The organism is Streptomyces sp. NPDC054883 (assembly GCF_053610645.1).
Map to the genome: position 1 here is coordinate 1 of NZ_JBSGYT010000038.1, position 16,433 is coordinate 16,433.

At 75.0% G+C, this 16,433-nt stretch carries 10 protein-coding genes; 1 reads left to right on the forward strand and 9 read right to left on the reverse strand.

Translation table 11 applies throughout. From position 1 onward, the window contains the following. Nucleotides 1-76: 76 nt before the first annotated feature. Both ACWGH1_RS24920 and ACWGH1_RS24925 read right to left on the reverse strand, forming a co-directional pair. A complete protein-coding gene (locus ACWGH1_RS24920) occupies nucleotides 77-616 on the reverse strand; it encodes a hypothetical protein (RefSeq protein WP_453409003.1) in 540 nt (179 codons plus the stop codon). Nucleotides 617-808: 192 nt separating this feature from the next. Continuing rightward, complete coding sequence (locus tag ACWGH1_RS24925; RefSeq protein WP_453355632.1) at nucleotides 809-1,819, reverse strand: LuxR C-terminal-related transcriptional regulator; 1,011 nt, start codon at nucleotides 1,817-1,819, stop codon at nucleotides 809-811. A gap of 283 nt (nucleotides 1,820-2,102) precedes the next feature. On the opposite strand from ACWGH1_RS24925, the gene ACWGH1_RS24930 reads away from it, so the two are divergent. After that, the gene (locus ACWGH1_RS24930; RefSeq protein WP_453355631.1) at nucleotides 2,103-2,327 is read left to right on the forward strand and encodes a response regulator transcription factor; all 225 of its coding nucleotides are present in this window, start codon (nucleotides 2,103-2,105) and stop codon (nucleotides 2,325-2,327) included. Here the strand turns inward: ACWGH1_RS24930 and ACWGH1_RS24935 are convergent. From ACWGH1_RS24935 to ACWGH1_RS24965, 7 genes are all read right to left on the reverse strand, one after another. Then, the gene (locus ACWGH1_RS24935; RefSeq protein WP_453355630.1) at nucleotides 2,321-3,637 is read right to left on the reverse strand and encodes an MFS transporter; all 1,317 of its coding nucleotides are present in this window, start codon (nucleotides 3,635-3,637) and stop codon (nucleotides 2,321-2,323) included. The genes ACWGH1_RS24930 and ACWGH1_RS24935 overlap by 7 nt on opposite strands. A gap of 38 nt (nucleotides 3,638-3,675) precedes the next feature. Further along, on the reverse strand, nucleotides 3,676-5,241 hold the full coding sequence (locus ACWGH1_RS24940) for an amino acid adenylation domain-containing protein (protein ID WP_453355629.1): 1,566 nt from the start codon (nucleotides 5,239-5,241) through the stop codon (nucleotides 3,676-3,678). Between the two features lie 93 nt (nucleotides 5,242-5,334). Beyond that, complete coding sequence (locus ACWGH1_RS24945; protein WP_453409004.1) at nucleotides 5,335-8,580, reverse strand: amino acid adenylation domain-containing protein; 3,246 nt, start codon at nucleotides 8,578-8,580, stop codon at nucleotides 5,335-5,337. 302 nt (nucleotides 8,581-8,882) lie between these two features. Then, entirely contained in the window at nucleotides 8,883-12,107 is a 3,225-nt protein-coding gene (locus ACWGH1_RS24950) for a non-ribosomal peptide synthetase (protein WP_453409005.1), read from the reverse strand. Then, nucleotides 12,104-13,879 (reverse strand): condensation domain-containing protein, encoded by a 1,776-nt coding sequence (locus ACWGH1_RS24955; RefSeq protein ID WP_453355411.1) that lies wholly within the window; start codon nucleotides 13,877-13,879, stop codon nucleotides 12,104-12,106. Before ACWGH1_RS24955 ends, ACWGH1_RS24950 begins: the two co-directional genes overlap by 4 nt. Next, a complete protein-coding gene (locus tag ACWGH1_RS24960) occupies nucleotides 13,876-14,097 on the reverse strand; it encodes an MbtH family protein (protein ID WP_453355410.1) in 222 nt (73 codons plus the stop codon). Before ACWGH1_RS24960 ends, ACWGH1_RS24955 begins: the two co-directional genes overlap by 4 nt. A 62-nt stretch (nucleotides 14,098-14,159) precedes the next feature. Further along, complete coding sequence (locus tag ACWGH1_RS24965) at nucleotides 14,160-16,433, reverse strand: pyridoxal-phosphate dependent enzyme (RefSeq protein ID WP_453355409.1); 2,274 nt, start codon at nucleotides 16,431-16,433, stop codon at nucleotides 14,160-14,162.

Below are 16,433 nucleotides of genomic sequence, written 5' to 3' on the forward strand. Positions count from 1 at the left end.
GCCTCATCGAGGCGGCCCCTCCCTCTTCCGTCGCGCACGTCGCCGCCGGGCCGCTGGGGTCGACGGGCGGAGGGTGTCAGCCCGTCGGCTCGCCGAGCCGGGTGACGGCGTAGCGGGCGCCCCCGGTGAACTCGGCCCGGCGCGACCAGTGCGCCGGTACGTACAGCACCTCACCGGGGCGCAGGCGGCACGCGAACGACGTGGGGCCCGGCTCGGCGCCCGCCGCTGTCCGGGTACGGGACAGCCGCCAGGTCGCGGCGCCCGCGATCTGGTGGACGAGCAGGTGGTCGCCGCCGTCGGCGCCCGGCCGGACCCCGTGCGCGGTGTCCTCGCCGCCGTCCGCGGTGTCCACGGCGACGGTGCATGCCGAAAGCCCCGTGAGGCAACCCAATCCGGCGGTCAGCAGGCCCAGTTGGGCGGCGGTCAGCTCCGGATCGCCGGCTCCGGCCCCTTCGACGAGGGCGGGATGGTCGTACTCGGGCCACAGGATGCCGGGGGCGCGTCCGAGGTGGACCGACAGGAAGAGGCCCAGCTCCCGCAGGTGCAGCGCCGCCGGTTCGTCCACGGGGCGGGGTCCCGCCCAGCACCCCGTGGATCCGTCGTCCGGCATGTCCATGTACCCGTCCCCTTGACTCGGCGCCGCTCGGCCGCCGTTCGGCGTGGGCCGCCTCCCGGCACGGCGCGCGGGCGACGGACCGTCAGCCCACGGCTCTCATCGGGGAAGCATCCGGCACGAGGCCGCGCGGGCACCAGACACGTAAGCACGTTCCCGGATTCGCGCGACTGGAACCCCGGCGCCGGCCGGGGTTCACTCCTCGGGCACTTCGGCGGCGGCGAGGCCGGGGCCGGGGCCGAGCAGCCCGCGCATGGCCGCGGCGACCCCCGCCTGGAAGCGGCTGCCGGCGCCCAGTTCCTCCATGATGTCGGCGATGTGCCGGCGCGCCGTACGCAGGGACATGCCGAGCCGCCTGGCGATGGCCTCGTCCTTCAGGCCCGCACCGAGGAGCTTGATGATCGTCTCGTGGATCTCCCGGGCCACCTCCTCCAGCCCCTGGCCCGCCGCGTTGGAGAACGGCGTGGCCAGGTCCCAGGTCTGCTCGAAGATGGAGCAGAGGTAGGCCACTGTGGACGGTTCACGGATGACCACCGCCCCCCAGCTGCCGTCCTGGGCCGGGATGAAGGCCAGTTCGCGGTCGAAGACGATCAGGCGGCCGAACAGCTCGTGCGCGGTGCGGTACTCCGCGCCCAGGGCCGATGCCGCGGCGACATAGGCTTGGCTGGGGCCGTTGAACCGCGCGGTGTGATGGTAGAGGCTGCGGATGGATATGCCGCGTTTCAGCATGGCTTCGTCCCGGCGCAGCGCTTCCTGCATGGCCTCCGGCACCCGGCTGCCACCGCCCGGCTGCGAGGTCAGCATCTCCCTGACGCAGGCGTCCGAGGCCCGGTTGAGTGCGCCGCGGACGTCCTGGAGGTTCTCCAGGACCTCCAGGGACTCGCCCGTCGAGCGCCGCTGGAGGTAGTGCGGTTCGAAGCGGCCGAGCTCCGCGCGGATCCCGCTGATCATCCGCTCGCGCTCGCGGATCTGCACTTCCAGCGGCGCGACGAGTTGTGACGCGGCGGTGTCCGGCGCGACGGCGAAGGCCACCGAGGTGTCGTCGGCAGCCTGGTGGAGCAGGTGGGCCCGGCGCAGCCGCTGCGTGCTGCGGCGGATCTCCTCCGGGTCGCGGCCGGTCGCGGAGGCGATGGCGTCCACTTCGAGGCTCCGGTGTTCGAGCACCCATCCGTAGACGTCCAGATCGGCGTCCTCCAGATCGGGCACCAGGTCGGAATCCGCACTTGCACCATTTTGCACTTTTTACCCCGGGTCGCTTTGCTGCCAGGCATGTTGGTGAGGTGCCCGTCCCCTGGCCCCAGGATAGACAAGACGAAAGTCTGTTCCTACGGATCGCGGCGGCCCCAGCCCGCCGAGGGCGTCAACCAGCCGGACGAATGACGGGAATTCACACCGGCCCGCCGGTGTGACGCTCCCGGCCGGACGCCGGGTGCGCCTCGCGCCGCGCCCCGTTCCCGCCCCGCACCACCCACACCACCGGAGACTCGCCGTGCCCGACACCGCCGTGAACACCATCGCCCTCACCCCGCGCGAGCGGGAGGTCCTCGCCCACCTCGCGCAGGGGGACACGTACCGGATCATCGCCCGCCGGATGGGGCTCAGCCCGCACACCGTCGACACCTACCTGCGCCGGCTGCGCAGCAAGACCGGAGCCGTCAACCGCACCCAGCTCACCCACCTGGCGTTCCAGCTCGGCTACGGCTACGGCTACTGAGCCGCGGCCGGTGCGGGGAACTGCCCGTCGAACTCGCGCATCCGCCGCAGCGGTGAGCACACCAGGACGAGGGGGGCCGCCGACAGCGCCGCGGCGAAGAGCCACAGGGCGGTACGGACGCCGAACAGCTCGCCGAGGACGCCGGCGAGCACACCGCTGACCGGCAGGACCCCCCACACCAGGAAGCGCATGGTGGCCGTCATGCGGCCGAGCAGGTGCGGCGGGCACACGGTCTGCCGGTAGGCCACCTGGCAGATGTTGTACACGGTGACTCCGGCCGACTGGACCAGCGATCCCAGCACGAACAGCGCGATGCGCCAGTCGTGGCCGGCCAGCGGCAGGAGGAGCCCGAACGGCATCGTGACCAGCAGCGACAGCCAGGTCAGCCGGGCCGCTCCGACGGCGCGCGTCAGGCGCTCCGTGGCGAGGGCGGCGAGCAGCGAGCCGACCGTGGCCGTGGTGAGCACCCAGCCGACCGCCGCGGGGGCCAGCCCCACGGTCCGGGTCAGGAAGAGGACCTCCACCGCGAAGATCCCGCTCAGGAAGAGGTTCACCGAGGCCGTGCTGAGGGCGATGAGCCGCAGGACGCGGTGCCCCAGCACGTAGCCGAGGCCCTCGCGGATGTCGCGCAGCAGGTGCCCCCGCCCGGCCGGGGCGGGCCGCTCCTCCCTGGCCGCGATCCGGCCCAGCAGGACGACGGAGGCCAGCGAGGTGACGGCTTGCCCGGCGAGGGTGCCGACCGGGCCGAACAGCTGGACGAGGAAACCCGCGACGCCGGGACCGCTGAACTCGGCGGCCGAACGCACTGTTTCCAGCTTGGAGTTGCCGCTGATCAGAGTGGACTCGCCGATCAGGGCCGGCAGGTAGCTCTGGTCGGCCACGTCGCCGAACAGCCGGGCGCAGCCCAGCAGCAGGGCCACCGCGTACAGCAGCGGCATGGAGTGCAGGTCCAGTGCGTACGCGAGCGGCAGCGCGGTCAGCAGTACGGCCCGGGCGAGGTCGGCGGCGATCATCACGCCGCGTCGGCGCATCCGGTCGACCCACGCGCCCGCGGGCAGTCCGAGCAGCAGGAAGGCCGCGTGTTCGGCCGCGGCCAGCAGGCCGACCTCCATCGCCGAGGCGTGCAGGGTGAGGACCGCCATCAGGGGCAGGGCGACGTAGGTGATGCTGTTGCCCAGCTCGTTGCAGATGTGCGAGGACATGAAGAGACGGAAGTCGCGCCGCCGCCTGCGTTCGAGGGCGGGCGGCTCGACCGCGGGGCCGGACGGGGACGTGGACGCGGACACTGGTTCCGCGGCGGGGAGGGACACCTGGGGGTTCCTTTTCCGGAGGGGTTCGGGGGTCCGCGTCAGCGGGACGCGGTGGCAGCGGCGGGCAGCGCGGGCAGGGTCCGCGGATCGAGCTTGCCACCGGGCGTGCGGGGCAGTTCCGCCAGGAGCACCACATGGGCCGGAACCAGATGTCCCGGCACCCGGCGGGCGAGGTGGCCGCGCAGCCCCTGCCCGTCCAGCCCGCTGCCCGGCACGGCCGTCACGTAGGCCACGAGCTGGGGTTCGCCAGGATCACCCACCGCGCGGGCGACCACATCGAGGACGTCCGGGTGCCCGGCGACGGCTGCCTCGACCTCCTTGAGCTCCACCCGGAAACCGCGGATCTTGACCTGATCGTCCGCGCGGCCGAGGAACTCCAGCGTGCCGTCGGCCGTGCACCGCACCCGGTCGCCGGTGCGGTACATGCGCTCGCCCGGCCGCCCGCCGAACGGGTCGGCGACGAAGCGCTCCGAGGTCAGCGCCGGCCTGCCGTGGTAGCCGCGGGCCAGACAGTCGCCGGCCAGGTACAGCTCGCCCGCCGCGCCGGCCGGCGCCTCGGTCAGTGCCTCGTCCAGGACGTACGCCCGTACGCCGGGCAGGGGGGTGCCGAGCGGGATGACCTCGTCGCCGGTGAAGGCGGCCAGCCGCGCCGGTCCGGCCTCGAAGGAGGTGGCGGTGATCGTGGACTCGGTCAGGCCGTAGCAGCTGACCACCGGCGGGCCGCCCGCGGCGGCCCAGCGCTTGAGGTCGGCGGTGCGTCCGGCGTCGCTGCCGATGATCACCCGGCGCAGCGCTGCGGGCAGTTGCCGGGGCCGGCGCTCCACGTCCTTCGCCCACTGCGCCCAGTACGGGGTGGGCAGGTTCACCACGCTCACCCCGCGCCCGGCCAGGAAGGGTTCCAGTTCGGCGGGCGAGAGGACGTTGTCCTCGACGAAGACGGCCGTGCCTCCCGTGCACCAGGTGGGCAGGGCCTCTTCCAGCGCCACGTCGAAGGCGGGCGCCGCGAACTGCAGCACCCGGTCGGCCGCGGTCAGCTCGTAGCGCTCCGCCAGGACCGCGCTCTGGGCGGCAAGAGCCCGGTGGGCCACCGCTACGGGTTTGGGCTGCCCGGTCGAGCCCGAGGTGAACAGCACGTAGGCGAGCGAGCCGGGATCGCACCGCACCGGCTCGGGCAGCGCCGTCCGCTCCCCTTCGTCCAGCGCCCCTTCGCCCGTGTCCGCCCAGAACAGCTCGCGCCCGCAGCGCCGTTGCAGGGTGGCTGCCGCGAGGTGGCCGGGGGCGACGGCGTACCGGGTACCGGCGGCGCGGGTCAGCGTACGGAGCCGCTCGTCCGGGGCGTCCAGGTCCACCGGGAGCAGCGCCGCGCCCGCGTACCAGATGCCGAGGACGCCGACCGCCCAGTGCAGGCCGCGCCGCACGCCGAGCAGCACGGTGTCCTCCGGGCCCGCGCCTGCCGCCCGCAGCTCTCGGGCCAGGGCCCGGGCGCGTCGGTCGAGCAGGCGGTACGTCAGCTCGCCCTCCGGCCCGTGTGCCGCGATCGCGTCGGGGGTGCGGCCCGCCTGCCGCGCGATGAGCAGCGGTACGGGGGTCTCGGTCGGGATCATGGTCTCTCCAGGTCGGTACGGGTGGGCCCCCGGCCGGGGCGAGCGCCGGCCGTCGGGCGGGCGGGGCGGCTGGGCGGTCGGGCGGGGCGCCGGTCAGGCATGGTCCCGGGCGCGCGGGCGCAGGACCGGACGGATGGGGCGGCCGGCTCCGGCCGGGGCGGCGGCGATGCGGACGGCGAGTCCGGCGGGGGTGGGGGTCTCGAAGAGGTCCCGGATCGTCAGCTCGGCGCCGCACTCGCTGCGGATGCGGCCCATGAGCCGGGTGGCGAGCAAGGAGTGCCCGCCGTGCGCGAAGAAGTCGTCGTCCGGGCCGGCGCCGGGCAGGCCCAGCACCTCCGCGAAGATCGTACAGACCGTCTGCTCGGCCGGGGTGGCGGGGGCGCGGCCGACCGGCCGCGCCACGGTGGCCGGGTCCGGCAGTGCCTTGCGGTCCAGCTTGCCGTTGGTGGTGAGCGGGAAGGCGGCCAGGGCCAGGAACATGGCGGGGACCATGTAGTTCGGCAGGGCCAGCCCGAGGGCGGAACGCACCTCCTCGGGGGTGGGCGAACCGGTGTAGTAGGCGATCAGCCGCTGCTGCCCGGCGTGGTCGCGGTCGACGGCGACCACTGCCTCGGTGACGCCCGGCACGCCGCGCAGCGCCGTCTCCACCTCGCCCAGCTCGATGCGGTTGCCGCGGATCTTGACCTGGTGGTCCTGGCGGCCGAGGAAGTCGAGCTGGCCGTCCGCGCGGAACCGGGCCAGGTCGCCGGTGCGGTACATCCGGCTGCCCGGCTCGGCCGCGAACGGGTCGGGTACGTAGCGCTCGCTGGTGCGGCGGGGGTCGCGCAGGTAGCCGGGGCCCACGCCCGTGCCCGCGATGAACAGTTCGCCGGGGACTCCCGGCGGTACGGGGGCGAGGCCGGGGTCGAGGATGTACAGGCGGTTGTTTCGCAGCGGCCGGCCGACGGGCAGCCGTCCGTGTTCGAGCAGGGCGCCCACGTCGTGGCCGATGAAGGCGTGGGTGTTGTCGTCGGAGCACTCGGTGAGGCCGTAGGCGTTGATGATCGCCGCGTCCGGGTGGCGGGCGTACCAGCGTTCGCACAGTTCCGGCGGCAGGACTTCGCCGTTGACGATGAACCAGCGCAGGCCGGGGAGTTCGGGCGCGACCGCGCCGGTGTCCCAGAGGTCGACGGCGGCGCGGACGAAGGAGGGGACCGTCTCCAGCACGGTGATGCCCCGGCGGGCGGCCTCGGCGAACAGTACGGCCGGGTCCCGGGCCGTGTCCCGGCCCACGAGGTGCACCCGGCCGCCCGTGATCAGCGGGGCGAGCATCTGCCAGACGGAGATGTCGAAGGTCAGCGGGGCGTTCATCACCACCCGGTCGCCGGGGGTCAGTTCGAGGTCGTCCAGCTTGCTCAGCAGGTGGTTGTTCATGCCCCGGCGGTGCACCATGGCGCCCTTGGGCTTGCCGGTGGAGCCGGAGGTGAAGCAGACGTACGCCAGGGCGTCGGGGCCGCCGGCGAGGGGGGCGCGCGCTGCCGGGGCCGGGTTGTCGACCGGGTCCGCCAGCACCAGGACGCGGACGGCTCCCCCGCACGCGTCGGCGATCTCCCGGGCTCGTTCCCGCTGGGCGGGGGCGGCCAGCAGCCAGCCGATCCCGCCCGCGCCGAGCAGGTCGGCGGTGCGCGCGACGGGGCCCTCGGGGTCGAGCGGTACGTAGGCGGCGCCCGCGCCCAGGATGCCGAGCAGGGCGACGGGGACGGCGGCGGTGGGCTCGCTGAGGACCGCGACGAGGTCGCCGGCGCCCACGCCGGCGTCCAGCAACCGCAGGCCGAGCGTGTCGGTGCGGGCGACGAGCCCGGCGTAGTCGATCTCCCGGCCGTGGTCGTCGGTGACGGCCGTCGCCGTCGGATCCAGTTCCGCCTGCGCCCGTATCCGCTCGACCACTTCGGCGTAGTCCTCGTCGCGGGCGGTGTCGTTCCACTCCACCAGCACCCGGTGGCGCTCGGCGGCGGAGAGCAGGTCCAGTGCGCCGACGGGCAGGTGCGGGTCCTCGACCACGGCCTCCAGGAGGCGGACCAGCCGGTCGAGCATGGCCCGGGCCTGCTCCGCGCCGAAGACGTCCGGGCGGTAGTCGATCTGGAGGCGCAGCCGGGTGCCGGGGACGGCGGTCAGGGTGAGCGGGTAGTGGGCGGCGTCGTGGGGGTCGACCCCGACGACGCGGAGGTCGCCGCCGGAGAGGGCGGCCAGTCCGTCGGCGTCGACGGGGTAGTTCTGGAAGGCGACGCAGGAGTCGAAGAGTTCCCCCGCCCCGGCGAGGCGCTGGACCTCCACGAGGCCGAGGTGGTGGTGCTCGATCAGCGCCGCCTGCTCCTCCTGGAGCCGTTCGAAGAACTCGGCGAGGGGCTCGGCGCGGTCGATGCGCACCCGCACCGGGATGGTGTTGATGCACAGCCCCACGATGTCGGCGACCCCGGGCAGCTCCGGGGAGCGGCCGCTGACGATGGCGCCGAACACCACGTCCTCGGAGCGGATCTGCCGGCCCAGGAGCAGGGCCCACGCGCCCTGGAGCACCGTGCCCGGGGTCAGCCGGTGGGCGCGGGCCAGTTCGGTGAGCCGGTCGGTGGTGTCCTTCGTGAGCTCGGTCTCCACCCGGTCCGGGAGGACCGAGCCGGGGGGCACGGACGCCGGGGCCGTCCGGCTGCCGCCGGCGAGACCGGCCAGGGAGCGGCTCCAGGCGTCCCGGGCGGCCGAGGTGTCGCGGGTGCCGAGCCAGCGCAGGAACGCGGAGTAGGGGGTGACGGGCGCGGGCGCGGGTGCGTCGGGGCCGGCATCGTGGGCGGCGAGGAGTTCGCGGACCAGGACCGGCCAGGACCAGCCGTCCATCAGGATGTGGTGGTAGGTGAGCAGCAGCCGGTGGCTCTGCGGACCGGTGCGGATGAGGGTGAAGCGCAGCAACGGGGGGCGTGCGAGGTCGAAGCGGCGGGCCCGGTCCTCGGCGAGCAGGGTGTCGAGGGCGCGGTGCAGGGCGGGGCCGTCGAGGGCGGAGAGGTCCTCCTCCCGCCAGGGGGCGCGGACGTCGCGCCGGACCACCTGGGCGGGTTCGCCGGAGGCGCGGCGCAGGAAGCCGGCGCGGAGGTTGGCGTGCCGGGCGAGGACGCCGTCGGCGGCGTCCCGCAGCCGTCCGGCGTCGAGGGGCCCGGCGAGGTCGAGCAGCAACTGGGCCACATAGACGTCGCGTTCGCTCTCGTCGAAGAGGGAGTGGAAGAGGATGCCGTCCTGGAGCGGGGACAGCGGCAGCACGTCCTCGACGCGGGACCGGACGGAGTCGGCGGACGGCTCGGTCGGGGGGCGGTTCATGGGGTTCCTCCGTGGTGCGGGTGGGGCGGTGCGGGTGGGTGGGGTCCGGGCCGGAGCCCCTCGGCCGGGGCGGTCCGGCCGGGCCGGGCCGGACCGAGTCAGCGTCGTGGGGGTACCTGCCGGCGGTAGCCGGGGGAGTTCGAGGCGCGGGTCCGGGCAGACCCGGTGCCCGGCGGAGCCGGGTTTCCCGGGCCTCCGCCCCGGACCCTGCGCCTCAAACGCCGACGGGGCTGAATCGATGCGTCGGACGGCCCGTCAGGGACGGTTCGGCCGGGATCCGCCGGACGGAGCGGGCGGGTGGGTCAGGCGGTCGCCGGGCGGCGGGGGCGGCGGACCACCGCCGGTTCGTCGGCCGGGGCGCGCCCCTGGGCCGGCGCGCCCGCGGCCAGGAACGCCGCCAGCTCCGCCACCGTCGGCGCGGCGAAGAACGTACGGATGCTCACGGTGCTGCCGAGCGCGGAGCGGACGTCGGCGAGCAGCCGGGTGGCGAGCAGCGAATGGCCGCCGAGGTCGAAGAAGTTGTCGTGGACCCCGATGCGCTCGTAACCGAGGACGGACTCCCACACGGCGCACAGGGCGCGCTCGGTCCCCGTCCGCGGGGCCACGTGCGCCCGGTCGGCGGCGGCCGGCCCGGGAGCGGGCAGCGCCGCCGTGTCGATCTTGCCGTTCGCGGTCACGGGGAAGCGGTCCAGCAGCGTGATCGTGCCCGGCACCATGTAGTCCGGCAGGGCCGCGGCGAGGTGTTCGCGCAGTACGGCCGCGCTCGGCGTCCCGGCGCCGACGGCCGGCACGGCGTAGCCGGCGAGCGCGGGGCCCGTGGGGCCGGCCACCACGGTCACGGCGGCCTGTACCACCGCGGGGTGCGCCGCGAGCACGTTCTCGATCTCGCCCGGTTCGATGCGCAGGCCGCGGATCTTGACCTGCCGGTCGGCCCGGCCGAGGTACTCCACCTGCCCGGCCGCGTTCCAGCGGGCGCGGTCGCCGGTGCGGTACATCCGCTGTCCCGCGGGGCCGTGGGGGCAGGCCACGAAGCGCTCCGCGGTGAGTGCGGGGCGGCCCAGGTAGCCCTGTGCCAGGCCGCTGCCGGCGATGTAGAGCTCGCCGGGCACCCCCGGGGGGACGGGCTGGAGCCGGTCGTCGAGGACGTACAGCGCGGTGCCGTCCAGGGGCCGGCCGATGGGGATGCGGCCGTCGGGGACCGGCCGGCCGGGCGCGAGGGGGAAGGTGGCCGAGAAGGTGGTGGTCTCCGTCGGCCCGTACGCGTTGGTGACGGTGGTGTCGGGGCAGGCCTCGCGGACCCGGCGGACCATGGGCGGCGAGGCGGCCTCGCCGCCGGTCATCACCTCCCGCAGGGAAGCGAGTTCGGGCAGGTGCGCGTCGGCCAGTACGTTGAACAGGGTGGCGGTGAGGAAGGTGCCGGTGACCTTCCGGTCGGCGATCAACCGGGCGAGTTCCGCGACGTCCAGGTCCCCGGGCGGGGCCACCACGACGAGTCCGCCGTTCAGCAGCGGCACCCAGAGTTCGTAGGTGGAGGCGTCGAACGCGTGCGGGGAGCGGAACAGCACCCGCTCGTGGGCGCCGCCGCGCCAGCGGCCGTCCCGGGCGAGGGCGACGACCTCGCGGTGCGGCACGGCGACGCCCTTGGGGGTGCCGGTCGAACCGGAGGTGTACATCACGTAGGCGAGGGCGTCGGCGTGGCCGGGGCCGCGGACGGCGGTGCGCGCGGACCGGACGGCTTCCGTATCCGGGCCGGGCCGCAGCACGCGGCCCACGCCCAGGTCGTCGGCGAGCCCCTCGTCGGGCCGCGCGGAGTCGGTGACCAGCACGGCCGCACCGGCTCCGGCCACGACCGCCGCCGAACGCCCGCGCGGGGCCCGGGCGTCCAGCGGCAGGTAGGCCGCGCCGGCCTTCAGCACGCCCAGGCAGGCGGCGATCAGCTCGACGGAGCGCTCCATCAGTACGGCGACGGCCTCGCCGGGCCGCACGCCCAGGTCCTCCAGGCGGTCGGCGACCGCGTCGGAGAGCCGGTCGAGCTCCCCGTAGGTGGCCTCGCGGTCGGCGCAGACCACGGCGGTGCGGTCGGGGTGCTCCGCGGCCCGCCGCGCGAACAGGGCGTGCACGGTGCAGTGGGGGTCCTGCGGCTGCGCGGGGCCGCCGAGGCGGCCCTCCAGCAGTTCCGCGCGTTCTTCGGGGGCCAGGACGTCCAGGTCGGCGAGCGGCGCGGCGGGGTCGCGCACGGCGGCGGCGGTCAGCCGTACCAGCCGGTCGAGAAGTGCCTGCGCCGTGGCGGCGTCGAAGAGGTCGCCCGCGTACTCCAGGCCCAGTCGGATCCCGGCGGGGGCTCCGGTGGCGGGCTCGCGCCGCTCGTCGACCTCCAGGGTCAGGTCGAACTTGGCGGTCGGGGTGCGGACCGCCTCCACCTCCACGCCGAGGCCGGGCAGTTCGGGGCCAGGGCCCGAGCCCCGCTGTCCGGCTACGGCGACCTGGAAGAGCGGGTGCCGGGACGCGGAGCGGGCCGGGTTCAGCCGTTCGACCAGGGCATCGAAGGGGACGTCCTGATGGGCATGGGCGTCCAGGACCGCGTCGCGCACCCGGTCGAGCAGTTCTTCGAACGCCGGGTCGCCGGAGGTGTCGGCGCGGACGACGAGGGTGTGCACGAAGAGGCCGACGACGTCGTCCAGCGCCTCGTCGTCCCGCCCGTCGACGGGACAGCCCAGCGGCAGGTCGGTGCCCGCGCCGAGCCGGGTGAGCAGGGCGGCGAAGGCGGCCTGGACGGCCATGAACGGGGTCGCCCGGCGGGTCTGGGCGAGGTCCGCGAGCGCGGTGTGCAGGGCGGGGTCGAGGTACGCGGTCACCAGCGCCCCGCGGTGGGAGGCGACGGGCGGCCGCGGCCGGTCGGCCGGCAGCTCCAGCTCCTCGGGCAGTCCTTCCAGGGTGCGGGTCCAGTGGGCGAGCTGCCGGGCGTGCAGCGACTGCGGATCAGCCGGGTCGCCGAGCAGTTCCCGCTGCCAGATGGCGAAGTCCGGATACTGGAGGGTGAGTACGGGCCACTTCGGGTCCTGGTGGCGGACCCGGCCGGTGTAGGCGGCGGCGAGGTCCCGGATCAGGATGTCCAGGGACCGGCCGTCTCCGGCGATGTGGTGCAGGACGAGCAGCAGGTAGTGGTCCTGGTCCCCGTGGGCGAACAGGTGGGCGCGCAGCGGGAGGTGGGCCGTGAGGTCGAACGGCCGGCGCAGGGCTGCGGCGACGAGCCGCTCGCGCTCTCCCGTGGTGCAGGGGACCACGGGCAGGCCGGGTGCGACGGCTCCGGCGGCGAGCACCTGCTGCCGGGGCCGGCCGTTCTCGTCCGGGAAGAGCGTGCGGAGCGCTTCGTGCCGGTCCGTGACGTCCGCCAGGGCGCCGCCGAGCGCCGCGCGGTCGAGCCTGCCGCGCAGCCGCAGCCCCACGGGGATGCTGTACTGCGCGCCGTCCGCGCCGTCGCGGCCGAGGAACCACAGCCGCTGCTGGGCGTGGGACAGAGGGATCACAGCAATTCTCCGAGCTGGGATTCGAAGGTGTCGAGGTCCGCTTGGCTGATGTCGGCCAGCGACACGTCGGACGGGGTCAGTCCGGCCGCGCCGGGCCGGGCGGTGTAGCGGGCGAGGGCCCGCAGCATCGCGAACCACTCCTCGGCGAGGGCGCGGATCCGGGGGCCGGGGTAGGCGTTGCCGGCCCAGGTCCAGGTGGCGCTGAGGGTGAGTCCGCCGGGTCCCTCGTGGGCGGCCGCGTTGACCTCCACGGCATGGGCCATCGGGAAGCCCTCCTCCGCGTCGTCGAGGGCGAAGGCGTGCCCGGGGGCGGCGGACCAGTCCCCGTCGTCGCCCATCGGGAACCGGCCGAGGTAGTTGAAGCCGATCTCGGGGATCCCGCGCCGGGCGAGTCCCGGGCCGGTGTGCGAGTTGAGGTGGCGCAGCAGCCCGAAGCCGATGCCCTTGTCGGGAACGGCGCGCAGCTCCTCCTTGACCAGGCGCAGGGCGGCGCCCAGGGCGGGACCGGCGGCGCGGGCGTCGGCGGTGTCGGTCCGTCCCAGGTCGAGGCGGACCGGGTAGACGGTGGTGAACCAGCCGACGGTACGGGACAGGTCCAGGCCGTCGACCACGTCCTCCCGGCCGTGTCCCTCGACGTCGACGAGGACCCGGCCGCCGGCGGGGTCGTGGGCGGCGTCCTCCTCGGCGCCGCCGGGCAGTCCGCGGCGCCAGCTCAGCACCGCCAGAGCCAGGGCGGTCAGCAGGACGTCGTTGACGGTGCCGTTGACCAGGCCGGGGGCGGCCGTCAGCAGGGGCCCGGTGAACTCCGGCGGCAGGGTGAGCACATGGGTGTTCTGCCGGGTCTCGGGGTCGAGGCCACCGGGTTCGCGCACGCCGGCCAGCGGGGCGGGGGCCGTGCTCAGCACGTCGTTCCAGCGGGCGGCTTCCGCCATCCGGCGGCCCGAGGTGGCTTCGGCGCGCAGCAGGTCCGCCCAGTGCGCGAACGGGGTGTGCACCGGGTCGGGTGCCGGGGCCGCGCCCGCGGCCAGGGCGGCCCAGCAGCCGCGCAGGTCGTCCTGGAGGATGCGCCAGGACACCCCGTCGACGGCCAGGTGGTGGACGACCAGGGCGAGGCGTCCCCGGCGTCCGGGGCCGCGGTCGAGCAGTACGGCCCGCAGCACCGCCCCGTCCCGGGGCGAGAGCAGTCGGCGCGCGGTGCGCACGTGCCGGCGCATCAGGGCGGGCAGGTCCCCGTCGGCGACGCTGCGGGCGTCCACCCGCTCGACGAGCCCGGCGGCGGCCACCGTCCCGGGTTCGGGGATCTCGGCCGCCGGCACCGGCGTCGCGAGGCCTTCGGGCAGCCGCAGCCGCAGGACGTCATGGGTGTCGAGCAGGGCCTGTACGACGCGTTCGGCCGCCGGGGCGTCGAAGCCCGCCGGTGTCCGGACCACGAGCGACTGGTTGTAGCTGTCGACGGGGCCGTCCAGCTCGCCGAGCCACTCCATGATCGGGGTGGGGGCGAGCGGGCCGAAACGCCGTGGCGGCTGCACCGGCCCGCACTGCCGGCGGCCCCGGTCGTCCGTACGGGCCGCGGCGGCGAGGGCGCGGACGCTCTCGCTGCGCAGCACCTCGCGGGTGGTGACGACCAGGCCCGCCAGGCGGGCCCGGCCGACGACCTGGATGGCCTGGATGCTGTCGCCGCCGAGGCCGGTGAAGCTCTGCCCGGGGCCGACCGCGGGCAGGCCCAGGACTTCCGCGAACAGCGTGCGGAGGGTGGTTTCGCGGGCGGTCACCGGGGGGCGTTCCCGGAAAGGGCGGCGACCAGCGAGGCCGGCCGCATGTCGGTCCAGTTCTGCTCGACGTAGTCCAGGCAGCTCTGGCGCCCGTCGGGTCCGTGGACCAGGGTCCAGCCCGCGGGAACGGGCTGCGCGGCGGGCCACAGGGAGTGCTGGAGCTGCTCGTTGCGCAGGACGGTGTAGGAGGCCTGGTCGTTCTCGAAGGGGTTGCTCATGGGAAGTCACCTCAAGGTGTAGGGGTTCGGAAGGGAAGGGCGGAACTGCGGGGGCGGGCCGGTCAGCACCCGGGAGAGGGCGCGGGGCCCACGGACAGGCGCACCAGGCTGCGGGCGGCGTCGAGGGCCTCGGTGACCCGCTGCGGCTCGGCGTGCCGGGCGATGAGGTACCCGAGCCGGTCGCCGGCGTGCTGTGCGCGCCGTACGGGGGCGCCGGGGGCGGCGGTGACCGTGACCGCCTCGATGCCCTCGGTCCGGGCCGCCGCCCGGGTGCCTTCGACGGCCTCCAGGACCCCGTCGGCGTCGGCGAGCAGGAACTGGATGCCCGCGTGGCCCTCGTACGCGGCTTTCAGCTCGGGCGGCAGTCCGACGGCCACCCGCAGCTGCTGCTCCAGCAGCCGTACTCCGGTCGCGAGCCGGACCAGTTCGGGGATCATGCCGCCGGCCGGCCGGGGGTTGATCTCGATGACGGCGGGTCCTTCGGGGGTGAGTTTCACCTCGGTGTGGGTGGCGCCGAGGCGGACGCCGGCCGCTTCGAGTGCCGCGGTCACCGTCTCGGTGATCTGCTGCGCCACCCCGGCCGGGAGCGGCGCCGGGAACAGGTGGCGGTGCTCCACGAAGTGCGGGCTGCCCGTGACCGACTTGGCCGTGATGCCGACGCACTCGGTGCGCCCGTCCCAGGTGAACATCTCCACGCTGTACTCCGGCCCGTCGAGGTACTCCTCGACGAGTACGGTGCCCGCGGTCGGCATGCCGCGGACGTTGGTGGTGACGGCGAGGATCCGGGCGGCCTGGGCGGCGGCGGTGGCTTCGTCGGAGCAGAGCAGGACGCCGGTGGAGCCGGAGTCGTCGGCGGGCTTGACCACGCAGGGCAGTCCGGTGCGGGCCACGGCGCCGGCGGTCTGCGCCGGGTCCCGGACGATCGCGTACCGGGGCTGGCGCACTCCGGCGGTGTTCAGCGCGGCGCGCAGGGCGGACTTGTCACGGCAGACGGCCATCGCCTCCTCCGGGTTGCCGGGCAGACCGAGCCAGCGGGCCAGGGCAGCCACGGCCGGTACGTAGAAGTCGCTGGTGGTGGTGACGCCGGCGATCTCCTCGCGGCGGAAGCGCTCCTGGACCGCCGTGCGCAGCGCGACCGCCGAGTTGGTGTCACAGCGCACCACCTCGGCGCCGGTGGCGTCGAGGCCCCGGTAGCGGTCGGGGTCGCCGGTCAGCAGGACGGGTACGCAGCCGGTTTCCCGGGCCAGGTCGAGGGCCAGCATGCCGGTGCCGGTGGTGTTGGACTCCACGAACAGCAGACGGCGCCGGATCCCGGCGGGCGCCTCGTAGTCCCGGCGCGACCAGGTATGCGCGGTCGCCCCGGCGGGGACGGCGGCTGGCCGGGTGGCGCGCGGCACCTCCCGCAGGGCGTGGGCGGCCCAGTGCGCTTCGTCGTACACGGTGTCGGCGTAGCGGTCGCCCCGGTCGGGCAGGATGCCGACGATACGGGTGCCCGGCTCGGCCCGCTCCGCGAGGTCGCCCAGCACCCGGTAGACGGAACCCGAGGTGTTGCCGCCGAAGATCTGCTGCTCGCGGGCCAGGTCCCAGGCGGCCGCGAAGGCCTCGTGGTCGTTGAGCCAGTGCACCTCGTCGACGAGCGGGCGGTCGAGGTTCGCCGGCAGCAGGCTGTTGCCCAGTCCGCTCTGCAGGCGCTGGGGTACGTCGGGCTGGCCGAAGAGGGCGCTGCCGACGCAGTCGACGCCGACCACCCGCAGCCCGGGCAGGGTCTCCTTGACGGCGCGGGCCGTGCCGCACAGCGAGCCGCCGCTGCCGACCGCCCCGGCCAGGACGTGGAACTCGCCGAGGTCATCGATCAGTTCGGCGGCGAGCCCGCGGTAGGCGCCGGGGTTGTCGGGGTTGGTGTACTGCTGCGGCCAGAACGCTCCCGGCAGTTCGCGCATCAGCTCGGCGAGCCGCTCCAGGCGGGCGCTCTGCCAGCCGTGGCTGGTCATCGCCTCGACGACGTGCACCCGGCAGCCCAGGGCGCGCAGTTTGGCGAGGGTGACGGGGTCGATGCGGGGGTCGGTGACGATGTGCACGTCGTGGCCGAGCGCCCGGCCGACCAGCGCCACGCCGAGGGCCATGGTGCCGGAGGAGCTCTCGATGACGGGGGCTCCGGGCGCGAGGACGCCGAGCCGGCGGGCCTCGAAGAGGATGTTGCGGGCGACCCGGTCCTTCATGGCGAACAGGTTCTGCAGTTCCAGCTTGGCGTAGACCTGCACCCCGCGTGCCTCGCCCAGGCGGAGCCGGACCAGCGGGGTCCGGCCTATCGCATCGGTGATGGTGTCGTACAGCAT

Excerpts from the sequence above, each read along its gene's own strand:
- ACWGH1_RS24940 (WP_453355629.1), bottom strand. The coding sequence starts at position 5,241 with ATGATCCCGACCGAGACCCCCGTACCGCTGCTCATCGCGCGGCAGGCG.
- ACWGH1_RS24945 (WP_453409004.1), bottom strand. The coding sequence starts at position 8,580 with ATGAACCGCCCCCCGACCGAGCCGTCCGCCGACTCCGTCCGGTCCCGC.
- ACWGH1_RS24965 (WP_453355409.1), bottom strand. The coding sequence starts at position 16,433 with ATGCTGTACGACACCATCACCGATGCGATAGGCCGGACCCCGCTGGTC.
- ACWGH1_RS24920 (WP_453409003.1), bottom strand. The coding sequence starts at position 616 with ATGGACATGCCGGACGACGGATCCACGGGGTGCTGGGCGGGACCCCGC.
- ACWGH1_RS24960 (WP_453355410.1), bottom strand. The coding sequence starts at position 14,097 with ATGAGCAACCCCTTCGAGAACGACCAGGCCTCCTACACCGTCCTGCGC.